Source organism: Micromonospora sp. NPDC048930 (genome assembly GCF_043197935.1).
GTDB lineage: Bacteria > Actinomycetota > Actinomycetes > Mycobacteriales > Micromonosporaceae > Micromonospora.
Map to the genome: position 1 here is coordinate 59,086 of NZ_JBICUB010000014.1, position 22,981 is coordinate 82,066.

Sequence of the window (22,981 nt, forward strand, 5' to 3'; positions counted from 1 at the left end):
AGTCGCCGTCCGCGCCGCCTGGACCTGGACGGCCACCCAGCCACCGGTAGACGTGACGTGATCGGCCTCGACTCGCGTTCGACAGCAACGGTGGCAGCCACGGTCGCGGCAGCTTCACCAGTCGAGCTTGCCTTGACCTTGCCAACGCTCAACGCAACAGAGCCCCTCCGGCCACCTTCGCGGGGTGATCGTGGCCGGCTGAGTTTCATCCGCCGGCGAGCAGCTTCTTCTGCACCTTGCCCATCGCGTTGCGGGGGAGCTGTTCCACCAGGTGGATCTGCCGCGGCCGCTTGTGCGCGGAGATCCGGGCGGCCACGAACTCGATGAGCTGCGCCTCGGTGGCCGCGTCGGCGACCACGTACGCGACCACCTGCTGCCCGAGGTCGGGATGGGGCGCGCCGATCACCGCGGCCTCCCGCACCGCGGGGTGGGCGAGCAGCGCGTTCTCCACCTCGCCCGCGCCGATCCGGTACCCGCCGCTCTTGATCATGTCGGTCGAGGCGCGGCCGATGATCCGGTGCCACCCGTCAGGGCCGATGGTGGCGATGTCTCCGGTGCGGAACCAGCCGTCGGAGGTGAAGGATTCGCGGTTGGACTCCGGCCGGTTGAGGTACCCGCTGAACATCATCGGCCCGCGGATCTGCAGCTCGCCCGGGGTCTCGTCGTCGGGGGCGACCTGGCTGCCGTCCTCGCCGACCAGTCTGCTGTCGACTCCGGCGAGCCGGGTGCCGACGAACCCGGGCCGCCGCTCGCCGTCGGCGCGGCTGCTGACGGTGATCAGTGTCTCGGTCATCCCGTACCGCTCGACGGGTGGTCGCCCGGTGAGTTCGGCGAGCCGCTCGAAGACGGGCAGCGGCAGCGGCGCGCTGCCGGAGACCAGCAACCGGGCCGACGACAGGGCTTGCGCCGAGGACGGGTCGGCGCAGACGCGTGACCACACGGTCGGCACGCCGAAGTACAGGCTGCCACCGGCGGCGGCGTACGCGTCCGGTTTGGGTCGGCCGGTGTGGGCCAGCCGCGATCCGACCCGCAGCGCGCCCAGCACACCGAGGACGAGGCCGTGCACGTGGAACAGGGGGAGGCCGTGCACCAGCAGATCGTCGGGCGTCCACGACCAGGCGTCGGCGAGGGCGTCCAGGTCGGCGGCGATCGCCTGGCGCGGGATCAGCGCTCCCTTCGGCGCGCCGGTGGTACCAGAGGTGTAGAGGATCAGGGCGGTGCTGTCCGGCGCGGGCTCCGGGTGGCTGCTCGACGAGCGGGCGGTCAGGTCGACGGCGGCGACCGGGACCGGCACGTCGGCCAGCGGCGCGGTGCCGGTACCGGTCGGGGGGACGAGCAGGAGCGAGGCGGCGGAGTCGCGCAGCACGTGATCCCGCTCGGTCGGGCCGGAGTCCGGTGGCACCGGCACGACGGGCACCCCGGCGAGGAGGCCGGCCACGACGGCCACCACGGTTTCCATGCTGGCGGTCGCCCACACCGCGACCGCGTCGCTGCCGCCGATGCGGTCGGCGAGCGCGGTGGCGGCGGAGAGCACCTCTTCCCGGGACGCCCGCTGGTCGCCGACCCGGATCGCCTCGGCGTCGTCGCCGAACGCCCCGGACAGGGCGGGCAGCAACGCTTCTTCGCTTCCTCGTCGCATCGCGGTCATCGTCCGGTCCAGGTGGTCGTCTGCTTGGTGGTGAAGGCATGGACGGCGGCGCGGAAGTCGTCGCTGCCGTACACCCGGGCGACGATGTCGTCGCCGTCAACGCGGCCCCGGCGCAGCCGTCGGACCGCCTCCTTGGTCGCCCACATGGTGAGTGGGGCATGCCCGGCCAGGCGGTCGACGGTCTGCCCGACAGCCTCGTCGAGATCGTCGGTGGACTCGGCCACGAAGCCCGCCGCGTGCGCCTCCCGGCCGGAGTAGAACGTCGCGTTGAGCAGCAGATCCAGGGTCCGGGCCGGCCCGAGGTGGTGCAGCAGCAGCGCATAGGTGGGCATCGACAGGCAGTTGCCCAGGGTCCGGGCGATGGGGATGCCGAATCGCGCCTCGGGTGTCGCCAGTCGCAGGTCGCACACCGACGCGATCGCCAGGCCCGCGCCGACGCAGTAGCCGCGGATGGCCGCCACCGTCGGCACGTCGACGTCCTCGAGCCGGTCCAGCACCCGCGTGATCTTCTTCTCGTACTCGACCCCGTCGTCTCCGCCGGTGAAGTCGGCGAACTGGCTGATGTCGGTGCCGGCGACGAAGGCGTCGCCGGCACCGCGCAGGACAAGCACCCGTACGTCGTCGTCCGCGTCGGCGCGTTCGCAGGCCTCGTACAGGCCGTCGTACATCGCCCAGGTCATGGCGTTTCGCTGCCGGGGCCGGTTGAAGGTCACGGTGAGGGCGGGGCCCTGCCTGTGCACGAGGATCTCGGCATCGGATCCGGGCGACGAGGGCATGGGGCTACCTCCTGGGCGTCGTTGTCACGGCGGGGCTGGTGGTCGGGTCGCCGACGTCCTCGGTCAGGGCGGCGCCGGAGGCGACGAGGTGATCGATCTCCGCAGCGCTGCAACCGGCGGCGAGCAGCACCTGGCGGGTGTCGGCACCGAGGACGGGTCCTGCGGCGGAGCGCCGCAGCGGGGTCTCGGACAGTCGCATCGGCGAGCCGAGTTGGCGTACCGGCCCGAGGGTTGGGTGCGGGGCGTCCCAGAAGAAGCCGCGGGCGGTGAGGTGCTCGTCGGTGAACACCTCGCCGTAGTCGGCGATCGGTGCGCACGGCACCCCGGCCCGGTTGAGCCGCTCGACGATCTCCGCGGTGCTCAGCGTGCTGGTCACCGCCTCGATGGTCTCGATCAACTCCGCACGGTTCTGCAGCCGGGAGAACGCGTCGGCGTAGCGGGGGTCCTCGAGCAGGCGGGTCAGCCCGAGGGTATGACAGAAGGCCCGCCAGTTGCGTGGGGTGATGGCGCCGATGGTCACGTAGCCGTCGCCGCTGTGCACCGCCTGGTACGGGGCGTTGCTCTGGTGCGCGGAACCCAGTGGGCCACCCACCTCGCCGGTCGCGAAGTACTTCCCCGCCTCCCAGACGGCGAAGGACACGCCGGCCTCGAACAGGGAGACGTCGATGTGCTGCCCCGTGCCGGAGCGGTCCCGTTCCCGCAGCGCGGCGGTGACCGCGAGCGCGAGGTAGAGGCCACAGACCAGGTCGCAGATCGGTACGCCCACCTTCGCCGGTGGGCCGCCGGGATGGCCGGTGATGCTCATCAGGCCGCTGCGCGCCTGCGCCATGATGTCCAGCCCCGGCAGGTCCGCCAGCGGCCCGTCCTGCCCCCAGCCCGACGCCGAGGCGTACACCAGGCGGGGGTTGATCCTGCGCAGCTCCTGGTGTCCGAGGCCGAGCCGGCGCATGGCGCCGGGACGGAGGTTCTCGATCAGCACGTCGGCCCGCTCGACCAGCCGGAGGAACGCCGGACGCGCATCCGGTGACTTGAGGTCGAGGGCGACCGAGCGCTTGTGGCGGTTGATGCGGACGAAGGGCGAGCTCTCGGTGTCGAGGAACGGGCCGGTCTGGCGGACGGGATCCCCGCCGGCCGGGTGCTCGACCTTGATGACCTCGGCGCCGAGGTCGGCGAGTTGCATGGCGGCGAACGGTGCCGCCATGAACGACCCGAGCTCCAGCACGGTCACTCCGGTGAGCGGCGGCGTGCGTTGGGCGGTCATCCATCCACCTCCGGTCGGCGTGATGCCTGGTCGCGGGGGAGCAGTGGGCTGTTCGAATGCGAAAGTTACCGGTAGAGTCGCACGTTGTCTACAGAAGACAGGATGTTGCGACGAGGAGTACGCGATGCCGGAGACGACGAGCGCGACGAGCACGGATCGGACGCTGCGCCGGATCACGCCCCCGCCGAGCCTGTCGCTGCTCGCCGCGGACGCCGTACGGAAGATGATCCTCGCCGGCGAGTTGCGGCCCGGCGATCGCGTGGTGGAGAACCAGCTGACCCATCAGCTCGGCATCTCCCGCCCGCCGTTGCGCGAGGCGTTGCGCGTGCTGGAGCAGGAGGGCCTGCTCGTGCAGCAGCCCCGGCGCGGGGTGATCGTCGTGCCGATCACCCTGCACGACGTGTACGAGATCTTCACCCTGCGCGACCGGCTCGAGCGGATGGCGGTCGAGCTGGGCGTGCCGGTGCGGTCGCCGGACCGCCTCGAGCGCTGCCGGGCGGCGTTGCGCGAGCTGGAGGCGGCGGCCCGCGCCGGCGACGCCGCAACCGTGACCGATCGCGCGTTCGACTTCCATCTGGCCGTGGTGGGGTTGGCCGGGCACCGCCGGCTCGAGGAGTCCTACCGTTCGCTGTCGTTGCAGATGCGCCTCTGCATGGGCATGAACCAGCAGGCCCGGGTGGCGGGCGAGGGACTGTGGGGAAACGTCGAACGGCACCGCGCGATCCTGGAGACCCTGGAACGCGGGGACCCGCAGGAGGCCCTCGACCTGCTCGCCGACCACGGGCAGCACACCTTCGTCCTCGACCTCGGCGACTCGCTCGGTGGCCGCTCCCCGGAGGCGGAGGCCTGGCTGGCCGGGCTCGGCCGTTCCCGCTCCGACACCACGGCAGGACTGGAGACGCCCCGATCGTGAGCACGCAAGCGCTGGTCGTCGACTTCGGCGACCGCACGTCGGACATCCATCCCGACGCCTGGGTGGCGCCGGGCGCCACCATCGTCGGCTCCGTGCGGCTGGCGCCCGGTGCCAGCGTCTGGTACGGCTGCGTGCTGCGCGGCGACACCGAGGACATCACGATCGGCGCCGGCAGCAACATCCAGGACGGTTGCGTCGTGCATGCCGACCCGGGCTTTTCCACGGTCGTCGGCACCGGCGTCTCCGTCGGGCACCGCGCCGTGCTGCACGGCTGCACGGTCGGGGACGACGTCCTGATCGGCATGGGGGCCATCGTGCTCAACGGTGCGCGGATCGGCGCCGGCTCGCTGGTCGCCGCCGGTGCGGTGGTGCTGGAAGGAACGGTGGTTCCGCCCGGCTCGCTCGTCGTCGGCATGCCCGCCCGGGTGCGGCGTGACCTCTCCGCCGAGGAACGGGCGGGCATCGTGCGCAACGCCGAGGGGTACGCCGACCGGGCCCGGGCACACGCCGTGGCGACGTCCCTGCCCTGACGACCTGCCGGGCGGTCAGCCGGCGATCCGATCCGCTCCGGTGACCCGGGGAGCTGAATTCGCCGGCCAGGTCCTCGGCCGCCTGCCGCACCAGCGGCACCGCCCGCTCGACCACTCGGGGATCATGCGTGGCGCCGGCCCGGAAACCGAGACGGCGAGCCGGTTCGCGGTGCCGAGACCGCCGCGGAACGGCATCCCGAGGGCTGGCCGACGGCGGTCAACGGTACGGCGCCGCTATCCGCGGTTCTGCCGGTTACGCCGTCCAAGAGCGACGGCCAGGTCGTAGGCGTGCTGGCTGGGACCGAGGTTGGCGACGCCCTTGCCGACGATCTCGAAGGCGGTGCCGTGCGCCGGGGTCGCGATCGGGACGGGAAGCCCTCCCTGCACGGTCACGCCCCGATCGAAGCCCATGAGCTTCATCGCGATCTGGCCCTGGTCGTGATACATCGTGATTACGCCGTCGAAGTCGCCGTTCCTGGCCCTGATGAAGACGGTGTCGCACGGATAGGGTCCGGTCGCGTCGATTCCCTGAGCCCGGGCCGCCTCGACCCCGGGGGCGATGTGCTCGATCTCCTCGCGGCCGAACTGGCCGTTCTCGCCGGCGTGCGGGTTGAGCGCGCAGACGGCGAGGCGGGGTGCCGCGATCCCCGACCCCTTGACCACGTCGTCGAGGAGGCGGATGGCCGCCAGGACCGAGTTGGCGTTGATCCGCGCGGCGACGTCCTTCAGCGGGATGTGCGAGGTCACCCGGGAGGTGACAAGTCCGGGTATGAAGTTCAACTCGGAGGTGGTGCCCTCGAAGCCGAGGTTCTTGGCGAACCAGCGGAGCTCGTCCTCCTCGTGCATACCGGCCAGATGCAGCGAGCCCTTGTTCAGCGGCGTGAACATGATCGCGTCCACCGTGCCGGACCGGTAGAGGTCGAGCGCCTTGAGCAGGTCGACCATCACCCGTTCGCCCGCCGCCTTGCTGACGGTCCTGCTCTCCACTGGCCGCCCGGACAGCTCGCTGCCGACAAGGACGGCGCGACCGGGAGTCGGCGCGTCGGCCACCGGCACCTCGACGCCGACCTCGGCGGCGACCGCCTTGAGCTCGGCTGCGTCGGTCAGGACGTACACCTCGGCCTTGTGCAGGTTCTCGGGCGTGGCCAGGAGTCGAACGGTGAGTTCGGGGCCGATGCCGGCCGGATCGCCCATCGTGAGCGCGACCCGGGGCAGGGCCTCGGAGACGGTCTGGCGCATCTGCTTCCTCTCTTGGGCGTTCCGGCCGGGAGGTCCGGCACGCCTCCTCCTGGATCCCTGTTTCCTATAGGATCTACTGGCCGCCTCGACCGAGTCAAGGAGCTCCTGCGGCTCCCGCCCGTCCGGGTCAGCTCTCGGCGAGCGAGCGGGCGCGCACGGCCAGCAGGTGCGTCCGCATGGCGTTCTCGGCCCGCTCGTTGTCGCCGGTGGCGATCGCGTCGAGGATGTCGCCGTGCTCGGCCAGGGCCTGGTCCACGTCGGTGAGGCCGTGACCCAGCAGCTGCCGCAGTCGATGCACCTGAGGCGAGAGGAACTCGGCCAGCTGCAGCAGGTACTGGTTTCCGCAGTGGCTGAGGATCACCCGGTGGAACGCCCAGTCCGCGGTGTAGTACCGGTGGACGGCCGACCAGCTCGGCTCGTCGTTTCTCGCCCGCATGCGCTTGACGTGGTCGCCCGCGAGCACGTGGTCCGAATGTGCGGCCTTCAGCTCCAGCAGCGCCGCGTCCGACATCGGTACGGCGCCGCGCACGGCGGCGACCTCGAGGATGGTGCGCGCGTCGACGAGTTCGGACATGCGCTCGGCCGATAGCGGCGGGGCCACCCGGTAACCCTTCAGCGCGGCCCGGGTGACCAGGCCCGTGTGCTCGAGCTGCACCATCGCCTCCCGCACCGGCGTAGGGGAGACACCGAGTTGGCGGGCGAGGGCGTCGATGCTCAGGGATGCGCCCGGTTTGACCCTGCCGGCGAGGAGCAGTTCCAGGATCGCGTCATACACGCCATCCCGCAGGGCGCGTCGCTCGACCGGCCGACCGAGGTCGGGCTCGAGTGGGGCGCCATCGGAAGTCATCGACGTTGTCATGGTGGTGGAGATCCTACCGTCCGCACCTCTGGACACAGCCCGCATAGTCATGGATCCTACAGGATCTATGGGCAACGATGAGGTAACCGCCCGGCAATGAACGGCAACATCGATCGGAGACAGGCATGGTTTGGACGGCAGAGCAGTGGCCCATCGGCGCTGCCCTGATCCAGTTCCCGGCACGCACTCGCGATGGCGTCACCGTCGAGGACGCCGGCCCCGCGGAATGGGCCAGGGTCCTCGGCGAGGTCACCGCCTGCGGGTTCGAGCACGTCGACCTCACCGACACCTGGCTGCGTCCGGGCGACCTCACGGACGGCCAGCGCGAGGACCTGGTCCGCACGCTCAAGGACGCGGACCTAAGGGTGACCGCCATCTCGGTCATCCGGCGGAGCATCCTCGACCCGGAGCACGGCGATGCCAACGTCGACTACGCGCTACGTACGGTCGAGGCCGCGGCGGCCATCGGCACCGGAGTGGTCAGCCTGGGGCTGCACCGGCCGCTGACCGCGCAGCAGCGGGCCGCGGAATGGTTCTGGACCCAACCCGGGGCCGTCGACCAGCAGCGGGACAAGGCCAGTTTCGACCTTGCCGTCGCGCGCTTCTCGCGCATCGGGCGGCATGCGGCAGGCCTCGGTATCCAGCTCTCGCTCGAGATGTACGAGGACACCCTGCTGGGCACGGCGGAGGACGCCGTCGCGCTCGTCCAGGCCATCAACATGCCGAACGTCGGCCTGAACCCTGACATCGGCAACCTCATCCGGCAGCACCGGCCCATCGACGACTGGGAGCAGATGCACCTGAAGACCCTCCCGTACGCCAACTACTGGCACGTCAAGAACTACTACCGCGACCATGACCCGGCCACCGGCGCCTACTTCACGGTCCCCGCCCCCGCGGAGTCCGGCCTGATCAGCTACCGACGCGCGATCGAGATCGCCCTCGAGGCGGGCTTCCAGGGCCCCATCAGTGTGGAGCACTACGGGGGTGACGGGCTGAGCGTGTCGGCGCGCAACCGCGACTACCTGCGCGGCATCCTCCGGGCCAAGCTCGGAGCCCGGCGATGACCCGCCTGGTCAACGCGGCCCCGGACTTCGCCGGGGAGGCGGTCGAAGGATTCGTGGCCGCGCACCGCGAGCACGTCATCCCGGTGCACGGCGGGGTGGTCCGCGCATCGGCCACCCCGCCCGGCAGGGTCGCGGTGGTGCTGGGCGGTGGGTCGGGCCACTACCCGGCCTTCGCCGGTTGGGTCGGCCCGGGCTTCGCGCACGGTGCCGTCTGCGGCAACATCTTCGCATCGCCGTCCGCGAGCCAGGTGTACTCGGTCGCCCGCGCCGCCGACGCCGGCGGCGGCATCATCCTCGGCTTCGGCAACTATGCCGGTGACGTCCTGCACTTCGGCCAGGCCGCGGAACGGCTGCGGGCCGAGGGCATCGACGTCCGTACGCTCGCCGTGACGGATGACATCGTCTCCGCCCCGCCACAGAAACGTGATCAACGCCGCGGCGTCGCGGGCAACATGATCGTCCTCAAGATCGCTTGTGGCGCGGCGGAAGACGGCCTGGACCTGGATGCGGTGGAGGCGATCGGCCGCCGCGCCAACGAGGCCACCTTCTCCTTCGGCGTCGCCTTCGACGGCTGCACCCTTCCCGGAGCCGGTCACCCCCTGTTCACCGTCGAGCCGGGGCACATGGCGATCGGGCTGGGTATCCACGGCGAGCCCGGAATCGGCAAGCAGCGGCTTCTCGGCGCCGACGAGCTGGCGGATCTGCTGGTCGGCGAGGTCCTCGACGGCGCCGGGGCCAGCCGGTCGAGCAGCCGCGTGGCGGTCCTGGTCAACGGCCTCGGCTCGGTCAAGTACGAGGAACTCTTCGTCGTCTACCGCCGAGTCGCCCATCAACTCGGGAAGGCCGGCCTGACCATCGTCAGGCCGACGGTCGGAGAGCAGGTCACCAGCCTGAACATGTCCGGTCTCTCGCTGACCGTCACCTTTCTGGACGACGACCTCGAAAAGTACTGGGTCGCGCCGGCAGACGCCCCCGCCTTCCACCGCGGCCCCGTCATCGACGAACAGCCCCGCCGCGTACTCGCGTCCGCCGGGCCTTCGCGGCGCATCCAGCCAGGGTCGCCCGCCTCGCACGCCTGCGCCGCCCGCGTCGCGCGGGCACTGGCCCATGTGCGGGACGTCGTGCTCCAGCACGAGGCCCGCCTCGGCGAGATCGACGCGGTCGCCGGCGACGGAGACCACGGCATCGGCATGGCGCGCGGCACCGCAGCCGCCGCGGAGGCGGCCGAGGCGGCGGCCGATGAACGGGCGGGTGTCCGGGGACTGCTGATCCAAGCGGCCGAGGCCTGGTCCGAACGGGCCGGCGGAACCTCCGGCGCCCTGTGGGGTGCGGCCCTCACCGCCGCCGCCGCAACGTTGGACGACGAGAATCTGCCGACCCCTGATGACATCGTCCGGGCGACCGGCGCCGCTGTCGCGACCGTCATGCGACTGGGCGGCGCCGAGCCCGGCGACAAGACGATGGTCGACGCCGCCGTGCCGTTCGCGCAGGTGCTCGAGGCCCGGACCCGAGCGGGAACGCCGTTGGGCGCCGCGTGGTCGGCCGCCGCGCGCGCGGCGACGCAGGCGGCAGAGGCAACCGCGCAGATACCCGCCCGTCTCGGCCGCGCGCGCACCCACGGCGACGGCAGCATCGGCACGCCCGACGCGGGCGCGGTTTCGTTCGCCCTGATCGTCAACGCTCTTGCCGTTCACTTCGCCACCGACCACCTTCGGGAGCAGCCATGACTCTTCGGATCGTCGTCGGCGCCGACAGCGCCGGCTTCAGCTACAAAGAGGCGCTCAAGGCCGACCTGGCCGACAACCCGCGGGTGCGCGAGGTCATCGATGTCGGCGTCGCCTCCGGCGAGGACGTCGCCTACCCGCACATAGCGGTCGCCGCCGCGCGACTGATCGCCGAGGGGACCGCCGACCGCGCCCTGCTCGTGTGCGGCACCGGACTGGGCGTGGCCATCGCCGCGAACAAGGTGCCCGGAGTACGGGCCGTCACGGCTCACGACTCGTTCTCCGTCGAACGAGCCATCCGGTCCAACAACGCCCAGGTGCTCACCTTCGGCCAGCGCGTCATCGGGCTTGAGTTGGCCCGCCGCCTCGCCCGGGAATGGCTCACCTACTCCTTCGACCCCAACTCCGCCTCCGCGGCCAAGGTCGCGGCGATCCGCTCATACGAGGGCGACTGACCGTGGTCCTGTGGGTCGGCACCAGCTGGAAGATGAACAAGACCCGGGCCGAGGCCGCGTCGTTCGCCACCCGGCTCAGGGACGCCGCGGCCGGCGGCGGCTGGCCCGGTGTGCAGCCGTTCGTCGTCCCCCCGGCGACCGCGATATCCGTGGTTCGCGACGCCTTGGGGCCGGAATCTCCCGTCGTCGTCGGCGCCCAGAACGCCCATTGGGAAGACGCCGGAGCCTGGACCGGCGAGGTGTCGGTGCCGCAGGTCGCCGACGCGGGCGCGACGCTCGTCGAGATCGGACACTCGGAGCGACGCGAGCACTTCGGTGACACCGATCGGACCGTCAACCAAAAGGTGCAGGCGACTCTCCGCCACGGCCTGACAGCGCTGGTCTGCGTGGGAGAGTCCGCCGAGGTGCGGGCGGCCGGTGATGCGAGACAGCACGTGCTCTCGCAGGTGGCTGCCGCTGTTGATCGGGTGCCCGCCGGATCCCGCGTGCTGCTCGCCTACGAACCCGTCTGGGCGATCGGAGAAAAGGGCCGGGAACCCACAGTCGACGAGATCGCAGAAGTCACCCGGGCCCTCGACGCCGAGTACGGGGCCGTGGTGACCGCCTTGCTGTACGGGGGGTCGGTCAACCCGGGGAACGCGCGGGACCTGCTGCACACCCCCGGCGTCACCGGGCTGTTCGTCGGGCGCAGCGCCTGGGACGTCAACGGATACCTTGACCTGCTACGCATCGCGGCGGACGTGGCCCACAAGGCCGGCCAGGTGTCAGCGATGACCGTCCCACACTGACCCCACGGAAGGACCCATCCCTGCACCAACCGAAGCTCAACCACCACCAACGAAAGGGTCGTCATGAAGCGCAACAGCTTGCTGCTCACCGCGGTCGTGGCCGCGTCGGTTCTCATCCTGACGGCGTGCGGTGAAGCCAAGGGCCAGAAGGCCGGAGGCGACGGAGAGACATTCAAGCCCAAGGGCAACGTCACCATGGTCGTCCCGTACGGGGCGGGCGGCGGCAGCGACATGTCCGGCCGCTCGATCGCGGCCGGCCTGGAGGCCGTCGTTCCCGGCCTCCGGATCAACACGGAGAACCGCGTTGGCGGCTCGGGCGCCGTCGGCTACTCCTACTTCCTGAGCAAGACGGGTGACCCGAACTACCTCCTGCCGAGCGAGACGGCGCTGCTGGCCCTGCCGCTCAACACCAAAGTGGGCTTCGACTACACCAGGTTCACCCCGATCATGAAGGTCGGCGACGACTTCACCCTCGCCGTCGTACCAGCGAGCTCGCCGTGGACGACGTGCGCGGACGTCGTGAACGCCAGCAAGTCCGGACGCGTCGTCGCGGGCATCTCCGGCGTGACCGGCCTGGACAACGTGGTCTTCACGCTCACCGAGCAGGCCACCGGCGCGAAGTTCGACCGGGTCCCGTTCGAGTCGGGCGACGAACTGCTCGCGGCGCTGCTGGGCAACCAGATCCAGGTCGCGTCGCTCAACCCCGGCGAGGTCGTCGAGCAGCTCAAGGCCGGGAAACTCAAGGCGCTCTGCGCGTTCTCCGAGAAGCGGTACGAGTACCCCGAGCTGAAGGACATCCCGACCGCGAAGGAGCAGGGGATCGACGTCGCGTTCGCCCAGTTCCGTGGCCTGATCGCGCCGGGCGGGATCAGCGACGGAGCCAGGAAGTTCTGGATCGACGCGAGCAGGAAGTTCATCGAGTCCGACAAGGCGAAGCAGTACATCGCCAGCAACTACCTGCAGCCGAACGCGCTGTTCGGTGACGACTTCACGGCGTACCTCAAGGAGAACACCGACATGCTCAAGAAGGCCCAGGGCAAGTGAACACGCTGGCTCGTATCCGCAGCAACGGCGAGGCCACGGCGTATGCCGTGCTCGCCGTGGTCGGCCTCGCTGCTGCGGCGGGAGGCACCTATTACGGCGTGTTCGTCGACGGCGGCCGGGTGGGTCCCGGCTTCCTGCCGGTCCTCGCCGGCGGCCTGACCGCCGTCCTCTGCGGCTGGGTCGCCCTCCGGTCCGTGCACGGCCAGCCGAGCCACCGCCCGGACGGGGCTGCTGCCGGGCCGCATGCTGCCGAGGGCACCGACCTGACGGAGAGCGGTGCGGACGACGACGTCGACATCAGCGGGCGCACCAGACGGGAGCGGATCCGCAACCTCTGGAAGGTCTTCGGACTGACCCTCGGGGCGGTCCTACTCGTGCAGGTGATCGGCTTTCTGGCCGCGTTCGGCGGCCTTGTCTTCGTGATCTCCACCTGGGTCGAACGGCAGGCGTTGCTGAAGTCCGCGGTGATCGCGGCCGTCGCCACCGGGCTGATCTACGGCGTGTTCGGGCTGTTCCTCCACGTCCCCCTTCCCGGAGGGCTGCTCGGAATGGGAACGGAAGGCTGAGCGGTGATCGACAACATCATTCTCGGGTTCCAGACCGCGCTGACGCCCCAGAACCTGCTCTGGTGCTTCGTCGGCGTCCTCGCAGGCACCGTGATCGGGTTGCTGCCGGGGTTGGGGTCGACCACCGGCGTAGCGGTGCTCCTGCCACTGACCCTGGACTTCGAGCCCGTGACCGCGCTCATCATGCTCGCCGGGATCTACTACGGCGCGCAGTACGGCGGAACCATCACGTCGGTGCTGATCTCCACTCCAGGTGAGGCGTCGAGCGTCGTGACGACGCTTGACGGCTATCAGATGGCGAGGCGGGGGAGGGCCGGCGCGGCACTGTCCATCGCCGCTATCGGCTCCTTCGTGGCCGCCATCTTCTCGCTGGTCCTCCTGATGGTGGTCGCGCCGCCCTTCGCCGACTTCGCGCTGAAGTTCGGTCCCGTCGAGAACCTGGCGATCATGCTCCTGGGCCTGGCCACCATCGTCAGCTTTTCGGGGGAGTCGAGGATCCGCGGGTTCGCGATGGCCGCGGCCGGGCTGCTGCTGGCGACCGTCGGGCTGGACGCCGGCACGGGCACGTCACGGTTCACGTTCGACAGCGTCAACCTGCTCAGCGGCGTGCCGTTCGTCGAGGTCATGATCGGGCTGTTCGCCGTCGGCGAGGTGATGTACCAGATCCGGATCGGCGCGGCGGCGCCGATCCGGACCCGCTTCCGGGACCTGCTCATCACCAAAAACGAACTGCGCCGCAGCATCGCCCCGATCGGGCGCGGCAGCATCCTGGGCTTCCTCCTCGGCTGCCTGCCCGGCGCCGGTTCGACCCTCGCCTCCTTCATCGCCTACGGCGTCGAGAAGCGGGTCTCCAGGAACAAGGGCCAGCTCGGTCAAGGGGCCATCGAGGGGGTGGCATCGCCGGAGAGCGCCAACAACGCGGCGGCCAACGCGAACTTCGTGCCAACTCTCACCCTCGGCATCCCCGGCGGCGGCACGACCGCCGTCCTGCTGGGCGCATTCACCATCTACGGTTTGCAGCCGGGCCCGCTCCTCTTCCAGAACCAGCCGACGCTGGTGTGGGGGCTGCTCGTCTCGTTCTTCATCGGCAACGTGATGCTCCTGGTGCTCAACCTGCCGATGGCCCCGATTTTCGCCCAGATGCTGCGGATCCCGTACGCGTACCTGTACCCGATCATCCTGTTCACGAGCTTCGTCGGGGCGTACTCGATCGACAACAACATGTTCAGTGTCTGGATCGTCTTCGTCTCGGGCGTCGCCGGATACTTCATGAAGCTCTACGACCTGCCGATGGCTCCCCTTGTCCTCGGCCTGGTCATCGGACCCCTCTTCGAGAAGGCGCTCACCCAGACGTCGGCCCTGGGCGACGGTGACCTGCTGATCGTCCTCTCCCACCCGATCGCGCTCGTCGTGCTCGCCCTGGCCGTCCTGTTGGTGGCCGGACCGTCGCTGGCGAGGTTGCTACCGCGCAACACGCCGGCCGAGGAGCGGGAGCCTGCCGGAGTCTGACGGACGTCCCGGGATCGCGGCAGCGATCCCGGGACGTACCGTCGGACACGCCTGCCTGGGACGATGGGTGAGTGAAGATCACCCGACTCATCACCTCGGAGGATGCGCCGGCCCTGGCCGAGTTGCTCCGCGTCAACCGTGAGTTCCTCGCGCCGTGGGACCCGATCCGGAGCGAGGACTACTTCACGGCAGACGGCCAGCGCGCCGTCATCGAAGCCGATCTCCAGCAGCACGAACAGGGATCGAAGCTGCCCCACGTCATCCTCGACGACTCCGGTCACGTGATCGGCCGCATCACGCTCAACGGCATCGTGCGCGGCCCGTTCCAGTCATGCGCCATGGGCTACTGGGTGAGCGCCGGCCACAATGGCCGAGGGTTCGCGACCAGAGCGGTGCGCGAGATCGTGCGGGTGGCCTTCGAGGAGTTGGGGCTGCACCGGGTGCAGGCAGAGACCCTGCTGCACAACGTCAGGTCGCAGCGGGTGCTGGAACGCAACGGGTTCGTGCGGTTCGGCATGGCGCCGGAGTACCTCAACATCGCCGGCCGGTGGCAGGACCACGCCATGTACCAGGTGGTGAAGCCGTCGTCAGCAGCAGGCTGACCGTCATCGCCCCACCGCAGGCGCTGAAGCCGCGCCTCGCGATCACGGTGCCCAGGCCGTTCGAGGGTCGACGGCGACGATCAGCGGGCGCTGCGCGGTGGCTGGGTCAGATCCGTGGTTGACGAGGCGGTGGTGCGGGCGCCCGGCTCGTCTCGGCACGGGGCCGGTCGGCAGTTGAGGTAGGCGTCCAGTGCGGCAGCGCCGGTGAGCATGGCGCGGCTCCGGGCCGAGAGGCGGCCGCGCCAGTCGCGCAGCATCGACTCGAGCGGCGCGACGCCTCCGGCGGAGCGGACCTGGGCGATCAGCTGGGCGATCTGCTCCAGCAGGTAGCCGCCCCGCCTGAGCTGGTGGGCCAGCCGGGCGTCGCGCACGTCGGCCGCGCGGTAGACCCGGTAGCCCGTCTGCGGGTCGCGGCGGGGCTGCACCACGCCGGCGCGTTCCCATTTACGGAGGGTGGCCGGGCGGATGCCGAGCCTTCTCGACAGGGGACCGACGAACGTGTCGCCGCGTTCCTGCGGCACCGGCTCGAGGTCGCGGAGCGCGGCTTCGACGGCCTGGAGGGTGCGGCAGTCGTCGAGAAGCTGGGCGTGGCTCTCGTCGATGAGCCGGAGCGCGTCCTCGGTCGCGTCCCGGTTGATCGCCTGCATGATCGACGTGGCCGTCTGGTGGCCGTGCCCGGGCACGAGGGCGAGGAACGCGCGCAGGGCCTGCGCGTGCAGTGGCGTGTAGGTGCGGTAGCCGTGCGGGGTGCGGTCGGCGCCCGGAAGGATGCCGGCCGCCTCGTAGTTCCTGATCGCCTGCGTGGACAGCCCGTGCCCACGCGCCAGGTCAACCGGCCTCAGCCGCTCACCATGTTGAAGGTTTCGCCTCATTGCCCTGCCAATAGTGCGGATAAGTTTCAACCGTTGGTTCAACGATAGCGTTGACGGTATGACTCCTGGCATCACAGACACCGCCCACGCCGTCGACGCTGCTGCCGTCATGCGCCTGCTCCCGGCGCGGCCGCGGCTGCTCGCCCTCGGCGAGCCCACCCACGGCGAGGACGTGCTGCTCGACCTGCGCAACGAGCTCTTCCGGCAGCTCGTCGAGCAGGAGAGTTACCGGACGATCGCGATCGAGAGCGACTGCATGATGGGCCTGCTCGTGGACGACTACGTCACCTCGGGCACGGGCACCCTCGACGAGGTCATGGCGGGCGGCTTCAGCCACGAGTGGGGCGCCTTCGCGGCCAACCGCGAGCTGGTGCGCTGGATGCGCGCGTACAACGACGGCCGGCCCGCGTCCGAACGGCTGCGCTTTGCCGGTTTCGACGGGCCGCTGGAGATCACCGGTGCCGCGAGCCCCCGACAGGCCCTCACCGCACTCCACGGCTACCTCGCCGCCCGGGTTGACGCCGACCTGCTTCCCTGCGCCGCGGAAACGCTCGACCGCCTGCTCGGCGCCGACGACCGGTGGACCGATCCCGCCGCGATGATGGACCCGTCCCGGTCCGTGGGGCAGACGCCCGAGGCCAGGCAGTTGCGGCTGCTCGCCGACGATCTGGTGGCCCTGCTCGACGCGCAGACACCCCAGCTGATCGCGGCGTCCTCACCGGAGGACTGGCACCGAGCACGCCTGTACGGGCGTACCGCAGCCGGGCTGCTGCGGTACCACTCCTCGATGGCCGACACGTCACCGAGCCGCATGGCGCGGCTGCTGGGCGTGCGGGATTCGATGATGGCCGCCAACCTCCTCGCCATCGCGGAACGGGGCCCGGTGCTGGTGCACGCCCACAACGGCCATCTCCAGCGGAACAAGAGCACGATGCAGATGTGGGAGGGACCGGTGGAGTGGTGGAGCGCCGGCGCCATCGTCAACGCCCACCTGGGCGAGGCGTACGCCTTCCTCGCCACAGCCCTCGGCACGATCCGCCACCAGGGAGTCGACACCCCGCCTCCGGACACCGTCGAAGGGCTGCTGTACGCGTTGCCGGAGGAGCGTTACCTCGTCGACGCCCGCCGACTGGCCACGGCGCTCGCCACCATGACGCCCGCTGCCCGGATTTCCCCGTGGTTCGGTTACGCCCCGCTCGATCCGGCCCACGTGGCGAGCACCGACGGGATCGTGTTCGTCAAGGACGCCCGGCGGAGCTAGGCTCCCCGGCCCGCTACGGGGCGGCGACGCTGGGTGCCGGGATCACAGCAGGGCCAGTTGGTGCCGGACGGCGGCGGTGACCCGGCGCCGGTCGCCGGTGGCGAGGAGGTCGAGCAGAGCGCCGCGGAGCACCGCCAGTGCCAGGGTGCGGCGGGTGGCGCCCTCCTCGCTGTCCTTCTCGGGCTGTGGTTGGCACGCGGCCAGAACGGCGAGCCAGTCGTTCACCGTCGCCCGGGCGAACCCGGCCCACGCGCCGTCGGGCTCGACCAGGGAGCGGGCGTACGCCTCGACCCACAGCCGCAGCAGCGGCCGGTGCTCGTCGGCCGCGAGCCACGCCCAGACCTGCTCGGCGGCCGGGACCAGGCCGATCGGCGCGCCGTGGCTGGTCTGTGCGAGGCGGTCCAGGAGCGCCAGCTCGTCGGTGCGGGCCCGCGACAGCAGTGCCCGTACCAGGCCGTCCTTGTTGCCGAAGAGGAACATCAGCACCCGAGGGCTGGAGCCGATGGCCGCGGCCAGCGGACGCAGTGACAGGTCGGCCAGGCCGTTCTCGAGCGCGTACCGGTAGGCGGCCTCCAGCAGCTCGACCTGTCGGGCCGACGGGGTGGTCGTGTCCGGGGACATGGGGGTAGCCTACGGCCACTGAAACAGTCGTGTCAGTGGTGGGAGTTGGCAGCCAGCCGTCGGGAGGGCAACCGATGTCACAGCAGGACCAGCAGCCGCGAGTCGTGGTGCGTCCAGCCGACCGTCCCGGCGACCTGGGCTGGGTGGTGATGGCCCATGGTGAGGTCTACGACCAGCAGTTCGGCTGGAACACCGACTTCGAGGCGCTGGTGGCCAGGATCGTGGCCGACTACGCCGCTGACCACGATCCGGCTCGGGAAGCGGCCTGGATCGCCGAGGTCGACGGCGAACGCGCGGGATGCGTCTTCTGCGTCGCCGGCGACGAGCCCGGGGTGGCCAAGTTGCGGATCCTGCTGGTCACTCCGACCGCCCGTGGCCTCGGCGTCGGAACCCGTCTGGTCGAGAGGTGCCTTGCCTTCGCGCGTGACGCCGGCTACCGGCAGGTCACGTTGTGGACCAACGACGTGCTGGTGTCCGCGCGCCGGATCTACGAGGCCTTCGGGTTCGCCCTCGCCGACGCGGAGCCGCACCACAGCTTCGGTCACGACCTCATCGGCCAGAACTGGACCCTCGACCTGCACCAGGGCCTGGCGGAGCGGACCACCGGAGCGGCTTTATCGGTGGAGCCCGGACCGGCGGGCCACTAGCCTCACGCGAATGCCGGTCCGCCCCCATCCCGAAGACCCCGCCGACTCGCTGCTTGTCGCCGACGACGGCACGGCGCTCGCCCGGATGCGCCTCCGCGACGACGCCGGGACGTCGGTCGCGGCGGAGGTACGCCCGGAGGCCGGCACCGCCCTGAGCCGGCTCGCCGAGCAGGCGCGCCGTGATCTCGCCGGGTGCCGGCTGGAGACGCCCGATGAGGGTGTGGCGGCCGCGCTGGTGGCCGGCGGGCTGACCCTGCACCGGGCCGCCACCGACATGCGCCACGACCTGGCCGAGGTGCCGCCGCCGGTGGCGCTGCCGGCCGGGTGGTCGCTGGGCAGCCCGGGCTGGGACGACGAGCTGGCCGAGGGGTTGGCGGCGGCGTACGGGCCGGGTCATCCGGACGGGTCGTGGCTGGCCAGCGACACCGACGAGGTGCGGGCGATGTTCGACCGCGGTGAGCCGGTGCCGCCGCTGCCGCCCGCCTCGGCGCGGCTGGTGGATCCCGACGGGCGCAGCGCCGGCCACGTGCTGTGTGCCGGACCGGTGCCGTGGACCGAGGACGTCTGCGCCTGGGTGCTGAACCTCGCCGTGGCGCCGCGCGCCCAGGGCTGCGGCTTCGGCCGGGCGCTGCTGACGCACGCGTTGCGGGGCGCGCGGGAGGCGGGGCTGCCGGCCGTCGGCCTGTCGGTGGCCGACGGGAACCCGGCCCGCCGGATGTACGACAGCGCCGGCTTCCGCCCGTACACCAGGGTGTTGTCGGTGCTGCTGCCCGCGCCCGCCGACCGGCCGGTCGCGACGGCGGCCGGGTTGTCGGGCCAGCTGGGCGGCTAGCGGTCAGTCGAGTCGTTCCGCTGCCGCGGCGCGGACCTCCGCCACTTCCATCGTGTCATCGCGCAGTTGGTGCAGCCGGTCGCGGGCCGGATCGTCGAGGGCGACCTGTCGGGTCGCCAGGAGCCGTACCTCCGACTCGCAATCCCACAGCCCTTCGAACAGGGCCCGGGCCGCGCCGGCGGGATCCAGGGCGGTTCTCGCCCGCAGGTAGTCGGCCCGCTCGTACGAGTGCGGGCTGAACCAGAGCCGGCGCAACCACGGCAGCACCGCAGCCCCGTCGGGACCGCCCAGCCGAGCCAGGCCGGTCACCAGCACGTCGTAGCCGCACAGGTCATCCGGGCGGCTGTCCAGCCAGTCGAGGCCGGCGAGCAGAGCCGGGCCGTCGGCCGGCCCGCCGTGGGCGGCCAGCAGCCGCAGCCCGGTCCAGAACAGCGGGTGGCGGGGCGTGCGCGCCCACGACCTGGCGGCGGGTACGGCGAGCGCGCCCAACTGGACCACGGCGTCGGCGAGCGGGTGTCCGACCTCCGCCGCGAGCAATCCGTCGACTCGTGCCAGCAGCGCGGGTTCGGGTGGCCGTCGGCGCAGCTCCCGCAGGGCCGGTCGCCAGTCCGCCGCGCGGCCGGGGTCCCCGAGCAGGTCCAGCAGGGCGGTGGACGCGGTGCCGGCGAAGGGCCGGGGCGGCCCGAGCGGGCGGCGGGCGGCATCCACCGCGGCTCCGATGCGGGCGTCGCGGTCGGCCCAGGTAGTCCACGGAGGTGACCGCCAGAGCAGCCGGTCGGGGTTGGCAGTGTCCAGGCGACCGGAGATTGCTTTCCGCAGGTCGTCCCACCACTCGACCGGCCAGGACCGCGCCACGGTCTGAACGACGTCGAGCCATCGCTCGCCGTCGCGGAGGTAGCTGCGGATCTCCTCCACCACGCCGTCGTATCCGGCGCGGCCGAGCACCTCCAGCACGGCGAGGGTGTTGGCGAACTCGTTGTCGTCGTCCGACTCCTCGGAAGGGGCCGCGGACAGACGCGCCACGATCGGCCGTGCGGGTAGCCGCAGGTCCCGTACCAGTCTGGCCAGGTAGACCTCCCGTTCGTCGACCTGCCAGAACCAGCGGTGGTCACGGCGGAGGCAGTCGATGACCAGCGCGGGCGCGGTGGGGTCGACCAGGGCCTGGTAGGCACCGCGGCCGAGGCCGCGTTGCAACGCCCCCGCCAGGGTCCGCGGGCTCGCGTAGTGCCATCCGTGGGCAGGGTCCTCGGTATCGCCGCTCATCGGTGCGCAGTCTGCCCGGACCGGTGACGAAGCGCCTCCGGTTATCTGACTGCCGCCGGCGCAGCTGGTTGACGGTGCTGCGGCGAGCGATGCGGTGGCCGAACAGGACGAAATGCGGCTACTGCGCCGATTAGGCTCAGCGCGTTCGGGCCCTCCGCCAACGCCGGGAGCCACTCGATGTCGCACCAGTTCGACACCCCGCTCGCCTGCGCGGAGCGGCGAGTTCGGCGAAGAGATCGCCGGTTCCACCGGCTTCCCGTACGTCGTCCCCGCCTGACGGCGTCGGCTGCCGCGACGTGACCGGGGACGACTCCACGCCTCGACCGACGGTGCTGCGGCTGCTGGTGGTGCTGGCCGTCGCGTCCGGTGTCCTGGACGTGGTCTGCGTGACCCGGCTCGGCGGCTTCTTCGCCAGCGTGATCACCGGCAACCTGGTGCAGGTCGGCCGGGCCCTGGCCGCCGGGGAGGTCCGCGCCGTCGCCGGGGGAGCGGTCGCGGTCGGCGGGTACGCGGCCGGCGTGGCCGGCGGCAGCCTGGCGTTGCGCGCCGCCGCGTCGGGCTGGCGCCGGCGTACGGCGGTGGTGGCGGCGGTCGAGGTGGTGCTGCTGGTGGTGGTGGCCGTCGGCTGGCTGGCCACCGACGCGCGGCCGGGGTACGCGGCGGGGCTGGTCCTGTTGGGCGTCGCGGCGGCGGCCAGCGGTACGCAGACGGCGCTCACCCTCAACGCCGGGGTGCCGGGCGCCTCGACAACCTATCTCACCGGCTCGTTGACCGACGTGGTGCGGCACGGGCTGCTGGATCCGCACCGGTTCGCCGCCACCCGGGGCGGGCTGTCCCGGCTGGCCGGGCTGCTCGCCGGGGCGGCGCTCGGGGGCCTGCTGCTGCGGGTCGCGCCGGTCTGGGCGCCGGCGCCCGCGGCGATCCTGGTGGCCGCCGTGATGATCGGGGTGCTCGGCAGCGCCGGGCTCGGGCGGCGGTGACCGGGAGGACCGTACGATGCCTGCCATGGCCCGTTCCCGGCCGATCGAGCCGCCCGCCACGCCGCTCAGCGGCGGCGAACTCAGCCTGCGGGTGCGGCGGGCGTCCGACCTCGACGCCATCGTGGCGGCGAGCCACGACCCGGAGAGCCGCCGCTGGCTGGACGACGAGCCGATGGACGACGAGGCCCGGCGGACCAGCCTGGCCCGGGCCGACGCGGCCTGGGCCAGCGGGCGGGCGGCCCCACTGGTGATCGCCGACGCGACGACCGACGAACCGGTGGGGATCATCAACCTCCAGTTCCGGGACGACGCCGTGGCCACCGTCGCCTACAGCGTGTTCCCCGGGCATCGCGGCCGGGGCGTCGCCCCGCGGGCGGTGCGGCTGCTGGTCGGTTGGGCGTTGGCCGAGCTGCGGCTGCGGGAGGTGGTCCTCGAGGCGGACGAGGGGAACACGGCCTCGATCCGGGTCGCCGAGAAGTGCGGCTTCCACCGGGTCGGCTCCCGCACCGAGCCGGGCGGGCACGGCGTCCCCCGTACCGTGGTCGTCTTCGGGTTCGGCGGTCCCGGTCCCGCTCCGGCCTGACCCGCGCTCAGTCCGCGGCGTCGCGGGCGGCCCGGCGGCGTACGGTGCGCAGCATCCGGGCCACCAGCACGCGATGCGCGCCGGAGCCGATCACCAGCAGGCGGTAGAGCCGGCCGGGCAGCCCCGGGAACTCGGCGTACGTGCGGGCGCTGAGCACGGTGCCGCCGGGCCGCGCGGTGAGGGTGAGGACCAGCGCGTACCGGGAGAACCGGTGCCGGCCGGTGAGCCGGACCGACCGGCCGGGCACCGCCTCGGCCACCGCGAAGCCGGGCAGGGTCGCTCCCGGGTCGAAGAGCCTGCCGGCGGCGTGCCGCGGCTCGGCGCCGAGGAGGCGGGCCAGGGCGCCGCCGCCCCCGGCACCCGGCACCTGCCGGGCGAGGGCCCGCCACACGGCGGGTACGGGGGCCGGGGCGAGGACCCGGTGTTCGTCGACGAACGGCAGCGCGTCCGAGGAATCCGTGGTCATCAGGAGTCACCCCTCCGCTCGCCGGCCGTGCTGCCTTCAGCGTGCGTCGTGAGTGCCCGGCCGGGATCCCCCGTGTCGGGGAGTTGGTCCCGCCGCCCGGGGGAGCGACGGCGGTCAGGCCGACCGGAGCAGCAGGTCGGTGACGGCGAACCGGGGCAGGACCGGGCCGCTGCCCTCCCGGAGCACGACGGCGCCGCCCACCGCCCCGGCGGCCCAGCCGGCCCGCAGCCCGTACCGGATCAGCGCCCGCAGGTCCTCGGCCCCCGGGTACGGGTAGGTCTCCGGGCCGTCGTACCGCTCGACGAGGTCGGCCTGGAGCGCGCAGCCGTTCTTTCCCGCGCCCCATACCCGCACCCGGACGATCCGGTGGTAGTGGCCGTCGGGCCCGGTGGCGGCGGTGATGACGGCCCGCCAGGTGTACGCCCGGCCGTCCACATGCAGGCGACGCAGTCGCGTTCTCACCGCCCCATGGTGT

General features: G+C 71.8%; 25 protein-coding genes. 15 read left to right on the forward strand and 10 right to left on the reverse strand.

Translation table 11 applies throughout. The annotated features are described in order from the left end of the window. Nucleotides 1–205: 205 nt before the first annotated feature. From ACGFI9_RS29110 to ACGFI9_RS29120, 3 genes are read right to left on the reverse strand one after another with little or no spacing between them, the layout of a single operon-like run. Nucleotides 206–1,639 carry an acyl-CoA synthetase gene (locus ACGFI9_RS29110; RefSeq protein WP_393182909.1) on the reverse strand — a complete coding sequence of 478 codons (1,434 nt, stop codon included), beginning with the start codon at nucleotides 1,637–1,639 and terminating at the stop codon, nucleotides 206–208. Between the two features lie 5 nt (nucleotides 1,640–1,644). Then, entirely contained in the window at nucleotides 1,645–2,424 is a 780-nt protein-coding gene (locus tag ACGFI9_RS29115; protein ID WP_393182911.1) for an enoyl-CoA hydratase/isomerase family protein, read from the reverse strand. Between the two features lie 4 nt (nucleotides 2,425–2,428). Further along, complete coding sequence (locus tag ACGFI9_RS29120; RefSeq protein ID WP_393182913.1) at nucleotides 2,429–3,685, reverse strand: CaiB/BaiF CoA transferase family protein; 1,257 nt, start codon at nucleotides 3,683–3,685, stop codon at nucleotides 2,429–2,431. 124 nt (nucleotides 3,686–3,809) lie between these two features. Here ACGFI9_RS29120 and ACGFI9_RS29125 point away from each other — a divergent pair, with 124 nt between their 5' ends. Next, the gene (locus ACGFI9_RS29125) at nucleotides 3,810–4,598 is read left to right on the forward strand and encodes a GntR family transcriptional regulator (protein WP_393182915.1); all 789 of its coding nucleotides are present in this window, start codon (nucleotides 3,810–3,812) and stop codon (nucleotides 4,596–4,598) included. Continuing rightward, the gene (locus ACGFI9_RS29130; protein ID WP_393182916.1) at nucleotides 4,595–5,128 is read left to right on the forward strand and encodes a gamma carbonic anhydrase family protein; all 534 of its coding nucleotides are present in this window, start codon (nucleotides 4,595–4,597) and stop codon (nucleotides 5,126–5,128) included. The genes ACGFI9_RS29125 and ACGFI9_RS29130 overlap by 4 nt, the downstream gene beginning before the upstream one ends. A 234-nt stretch (nucleotides 5,129–5,362) precedes the next feature. Here ACGFI9_RS29130 and ACGFI9_RS29135 read toward each other — a convergent pair whose 3' ends face one another. After that, nucleotides 5,363–6,367, reverse strand: coding sequence for a 4-hydroxythreonine-4-phosphate dehydrogenase PdxA (locus ACGFI9_RS29135; protein WP_393182918.1), 1,005 nt, complete (start codon nucleotides 6,365–6,367; stop codon nucleotides 5,363–5,365). A gap of 127 nt (nucleotides 6,368–6,494) precedes the next feature. Further along, on the reverse strand, nucleotides 6,495–7,214 hold the full coding sequence (locus ACGFI9_RS29140; protein ID WP_393182920.1) for a GntR family transcriptional regulator: 720 nt from the start codon (nucleotides 7,212–7,214) through the stop codon (nucleotides 6,495–6,497). A 137-nt stretch (nucleotides 7,215–7,351) separates the two neighbouring features. Between ACGFI9_RS29140 and ACGFI9_RS29145 the strand changes: the two genes are divergently transcribed. The 8 genes from ACGFI9_RS29145 to ACGFI9_RS29180 all read left to right on the forward strand — a co-directional run bounded on the left by ACGFI9_RS29145 (nucleotide 7,352) and on the right by ACGFI9_RS29180 (nucleotide 14,981). Next, nucleotides 7,352–8,293, forward strand: a complete 942-nt coding sequence (locus tag ACGFI9_RS29145; protein WP_393182922.1) for a sugar phosphate isomerase/epimerase family protein — start codon at nucleotides 7,352–7,354, stop codon at nucleotides 8,291–8,293. A 53-nt stretch (nucleotides 8,294–8,346) separates the two neighbouring features. Next, nucleotides 8,347–10,020, forward strand: a complete 1,674-nt coding sequence (locus ACGFI9_RS29150) for a dihydroxyacetone kinase family protein (protein ID WP_393182924.1) — start codon at nucleotides 8,347–8,349, stop codon at nucleotides 10,018–10,020. Continuing rightward, the gene (locus tag ACGFI9_RS29155; RefSeq protein WP_393182926.1) at nucleotides 10,017–10,472 is read left to right on the forward strand and encodes a ribose-5-phosphate isomerase; all 456 of its coding nucleotides are present in this window, start codon (nucleotides 10,017–10,019) and stop codon (nucleotides 10,470–10,472) included. Before ACGFI9_RS29150 ends, ACGFI9_RS29155 begins: the two co-directional genes overlap by 4 nt. Nucleotides 10,473–10,474: 2 nt before the next feature. Continuing rightward, nucleotides 10,475–11,260: a triose-phosphate isomerase gene (locus tag ACGFI9_RS29160; protein WP_393182928.1), complete on the forward strand. Its 786-nt coding sequence runs from the start codon at nucleotides 10,475–10,477 to the stop codon at nucleotides 11,258–11,260. Between the two features lie 63 nt (nucleotides 11,261–11,323). Continuing rightward, complete coding sequence (locus ACGFI9_RS29165; RefSeq protein ID WP_393182930.1) at nucleotides 11,324–12,304, forward strand: tripartite tricarboxylate transporter substrate binding protein; 981 nt, start codon at nucleotides 11,324–11,326, stop codon at nucleotides 12,302–12,304. Continuing rightward, nucleotides 12,301–12,870, forward strand: a complete 570-nt coding sequence (locus ACGFI9_RS29170) for a tripartite tricarboxylate transporter TctB family protein (RefSeq protein WP_393182932.1) — start codon at nucleotides 12,301–12,303, stop codon at nucleotides 12,868–12,870. Before ACGFI9_RS29165 ends, ACGFI9_RS29170 begins: the two co-directional genes overlap by 4 nt. 3 nt (nucleotides 12,871–12,873) lie before the next feature. Next, nucleotides 12,874–14,379, forward strand: a complete 1,506-nt coding sequence (locus ACGFI9_RS29175; protein WP_393182933.1) for a tripartite tricarboxylate transporter permease — start codon at nucleotides 12,874–12,876, stop codon at nucleotides 14,377–14,379. Between the two features lie 71 nt (nucleotides 14,380–14,450). Then, a complete protein-coding gene (locus tag ACGFI9_RS29180) occupies nucleotides 14,451–14,981 on the forward strand; it encodes a GNAT family N-acetyltransferase (RefSeq protein WP_393182935.1) in 531 nt (176 codons plus the stop codon). A gap of 80 nt (nucleotides 14,982–15,061) precedes the next feature. Here the strand turns inward: ACGFI9_RS29180 and ACGFI9_RS29185 are convergent, their stop codons facing one another. Then, nucleotides 15,062–15,853 (reverse strand): TioE family transcriptional regulator, encoded by a 792-nt coding sequence (locus tag ACGFI9_RS29185; RefSeq protein ID WP_393182937.1) that lies wholly within the window; start codon nucleotides 15,851–15,853, stop codon nucleotides 15,062–15,064. A gap of 58 nt (nucleotides 15,854–15,911) precedes the next feature. Here ACGFI9_RS29185 and ACGFI9_RS29190 point away from each other — a divergent pair, with 58 nt between their 5' ends. Next, on the forward strand, nucleotides 15,912–17,114 hold the full coding sequence (locus ACGFI9_RS29190; RefSeq protein WP_393182939.1) for an erythromycin esterase family protein: 1,203 nt from the start codon (nucleotides 15,912–15,914) through the stop codon (nucleotides 17,112–17,114). 42 nt (nucleotides 17,115–17,156) lie between these two features. On the opposite strand, the gene ACGFI9_RS29195 is transcribed toward ACGFI9_RS29190, so the two are convergent. Continuing rightward, nucleotides 17,157–17,735, reverse strand: a complete 579-nt coding sequence (locus ACGFI9_RS29195) for a TetR/AcrR family transcriptional regulator (protein WP_393182941.1) — start codon at nucleotides 17,733–17,735, stop codon at nucleotides 17,157–17,159. A gap of 74 nt (nucleotides 17,736–17,809) precedes the next feature. On the opposite strand from ACGFI9_RS29195, the gene ACGFI9_RS29200 reads away from it, so the two are divergent. Together ACGFI9_RS29200 and ACGFI9_RS29205 are read left to right on the forward strand one after the other, a co-directional pair. Further along, complete coding sequence (locus ACGFI9_RS29200) at nucleotides 17,810–18,382, forward strand: GNAT family N-acetyltransferase (RefSeq protein ID WP_393182943.1); 573 nt, start codon at nucleotides 17,810–17,812, stop codon at nucleotides 18,380–18,382. A 10-nt stretch (nucleotides 18,383–18,392) separates the two neighbouring features. After that, nucleotides 18,393–19,214, forward strand: coding sequence for a GNAT family N-acetyltransferase (locus tag ACGFI9_RS29205; protein ID WP_393182945.1), 822 nt, complete (start codon nucleotides 18,393–18,395; stop codon nucleotides 19,212–19,214). Nucleotides 19,215–19,217: 3 nt separating this feature from the next. Here ACGFI9_RS29205 and ACGFI9_RS29210 read toward each other — a convergent pair whose 3' ends face one another. Next, nucleotides 19,218–20,477, reverse strand: coding sequence for a hypothetical protein (locus tag ACGFI9_RS29210; protein WP_393182947.1), 1,260 nt, complete (start codon nucleotides 20,475–20,477; stop codon nucleotides 19,218–19,220). A 296-nt stretch (nucleotides 20,478–20,773) separates the two neighbouring features. Here ACGFI9_RS29210 and ACGFI9_RS29215 point away from each other — a divergent pair, with 296 nt between their 5' ends. Then, nucleotides 20,774–21,457 carry a DUF1275 family protein gene (locus tag ACGFI9_RS29215; protein WP_393182949.1) on the forward strand — a complete coding sequence of 228 codons (684 nt, stop codon included), beginning with the start codon at nucleotides 20,774–20,776 and terminating at the stop codon, nucleotides 21,455–21,457. Nucleotides 21,458–21,482: 25 nt separating this feature from the next. Then, nucleotides 21,483–22,040, forward strand: a complete 558-nt coding sequence (locus ACGFI9_RS29220; RefSeq protein ID WP_393182951.1) for a GNAT family N-acetyltransferase — start codon at nucleotides 21,483–21,485, stop codon at nucleotides 22,038–22,040. 7 nt (nucleotides 22,041–22,047) lie between these two features. On the opposite strand, the gene ACGFI9_RS29225 is transcribed toward ACGFI9_RS29220, so the two are convergent. Both ACGFI9_RS29225 and ACGFI9_RS29230 read right to left on the reverse strand, forming a co-directional pair. Further along, nucleotides 22,048–22,506 carry a hypothetical protein gene (locus ACGFI9_RS29225; RefSeq protein WP_393182953.1) on the reverse strand — a complete coding sequence of 153 codons (459 nt, stop codon included), beginning with the start codon at nucleotides 22,504–22,506 and terminating at the stop codon, nucleotides 22,048–22,050. Nucleotides 22,507–22,620: 114 nt separating this feature from the next. Further along, nucleotides 22,621–22,968 (reverse strand): integrase, encoded by a 348-nt coding sequence (locus ACGFI9_RS29230; protein WP_393182955.1) that lies wholly within the window; start codon nucleotides 22,966–22,968, stop codon nucleotides 22,621–22,623. Between the last annotated feature and the right edge of the window lie 13 nt (nucleotides 22,969–22,981).

What these genes read in the sequence shown, in the direction of transcription:
- ACGFI9_RS29110 (WP_393182909.1), bottom strand. Translation starts at nt 1,639, where the DNA reads ATGCGACGAGGAAGCGAAGAAGCGTTGCTGCCCGCCCTGTCCGGGGCG.
- ACGFI9_RS29115 (WP_393182911.1), bottom strand. Translation starts at nt 2,424, where the DNA reads ATGCCCTCGTCGCCCGGATCCGATGCCGAGATCCTCGTGCACAGGCAG.
- ACGFI9_RS29120 (WP_393182913.1), bottom strand. Translation starts at nt 3,685, where the DNA reads ATGACCGCCCAACGCACGCCGCCGCTCACCGGAGTGACCGTGCTGGAG.
- ACGFI9_RS29125 (WP_393182915.1), top strand. Translation starts at nt 3,810, where the DNA reads ATGCCGGAGACGACGAGCGCGACGAGCACGGATCGGACGCTGCGCCGG.
- ACGFI9_RS29135 (WP_393182918.1), bottom strand. Translation starts at nt 6,367, where the DNA reads ATGCGCCAGACCGTCTCCGAGGCCCTGCCCCGGGTCGCGCTCACGATG.
- ACGFI9_RS29140 (WP_393182920.1), bottom strand. Translation starts at nt 7,214, where the DNA reads ATGACTTCCGATGGCGCCCCACTCGAGCCCGACCTCGGTCGGCCGGTC.
- ACGFI9_RS29145 (WP_393182922.1), top strand. Translation starts at nt 7,352, where the DNA reads ATGGTTTGGACGGCAGAGCAGTGGCCCATCGGCGCTGCCCTGATCCAG.
- ACGFI9_RS29155 (WP_393182926.1), top strand. Translation starts at nt 10,017, where the DNA reads ATGACTCTTCGGATCGTCGTCGGCGCCGACAGCGCCGGCTTCAGCTAC.
- ACGFI9_RS29165 (WP_393182930.1), top strand. Translation starts at nt 11,324, where the DNA reads ATGAAGCGCAACAGCTTGCTGCTCACCGCGGTCGTGGCCGCGTCGGTT.
- ACGFI9_RS29185 (WP_393182937.1), bottom strand. Translation starts at nt 15,853, where the DNA reads ATGAGGCGAAACCTTCAACATGGTGAGCGGCTGAGGCCGGTTGACCTG.
- ACGFI9_RS29190 (WP_393182939.1), top strand. Translation starts at nt 15,912, where the DNA reads ATGACTCCTGGCATCACAGACACCGCCCACGCCGTCGACGCTGCTGCC.
- ACGFI9_RS29195 (WP_393182941.1), bottom strand. Translation starts at nt 17,735, where the DNA reads ATGTCCCCGGACACGACCACCCCGTCGGCCCGACAGGTCGAGCTGCTG.
- ACGFI9_RS29200 (WP_393182943.1), top strand. Translation starts at nt 17,810, where the DNA reads ATGTCACAGCAGGACCAGCAGCCGCGAGTCGTGGTGCGTCCAGCCGAC.
- ACGFI9_RS29205 (WP_393182945.1), top strand. Translation starts at nt 18,393, where the DNA reads ATGCCGGTCCGCCCCCATCCCGAAGACCCCGCCGACTCGCTGCTTGTC.
- ACGFI9_RS29210 (WP_393182947.1), bottom strand. Translation starts at nt 20,477, where the DNA reads ATGAGCGGCGATACCGAGGACCCTGCCCACGGATGGCACTACGCGAGC.
- ACGFI9_RS29220 (WP_393182951.1), top strand. Translation starts at nt 21,483, where the DNA reads ATGGCCCGTTCCCGGCCGATCGAGCCGCCCGCCACGCCGCTCAGCGGC.
- ACGFI9_RS29225 (WP_393182953.1), bottom strand. Translation starts at nt 22,506, where the DNA reads ATGACCACGGATTCCTCGGACGCGCTGCCGTTCGTCGACGAACACCGG.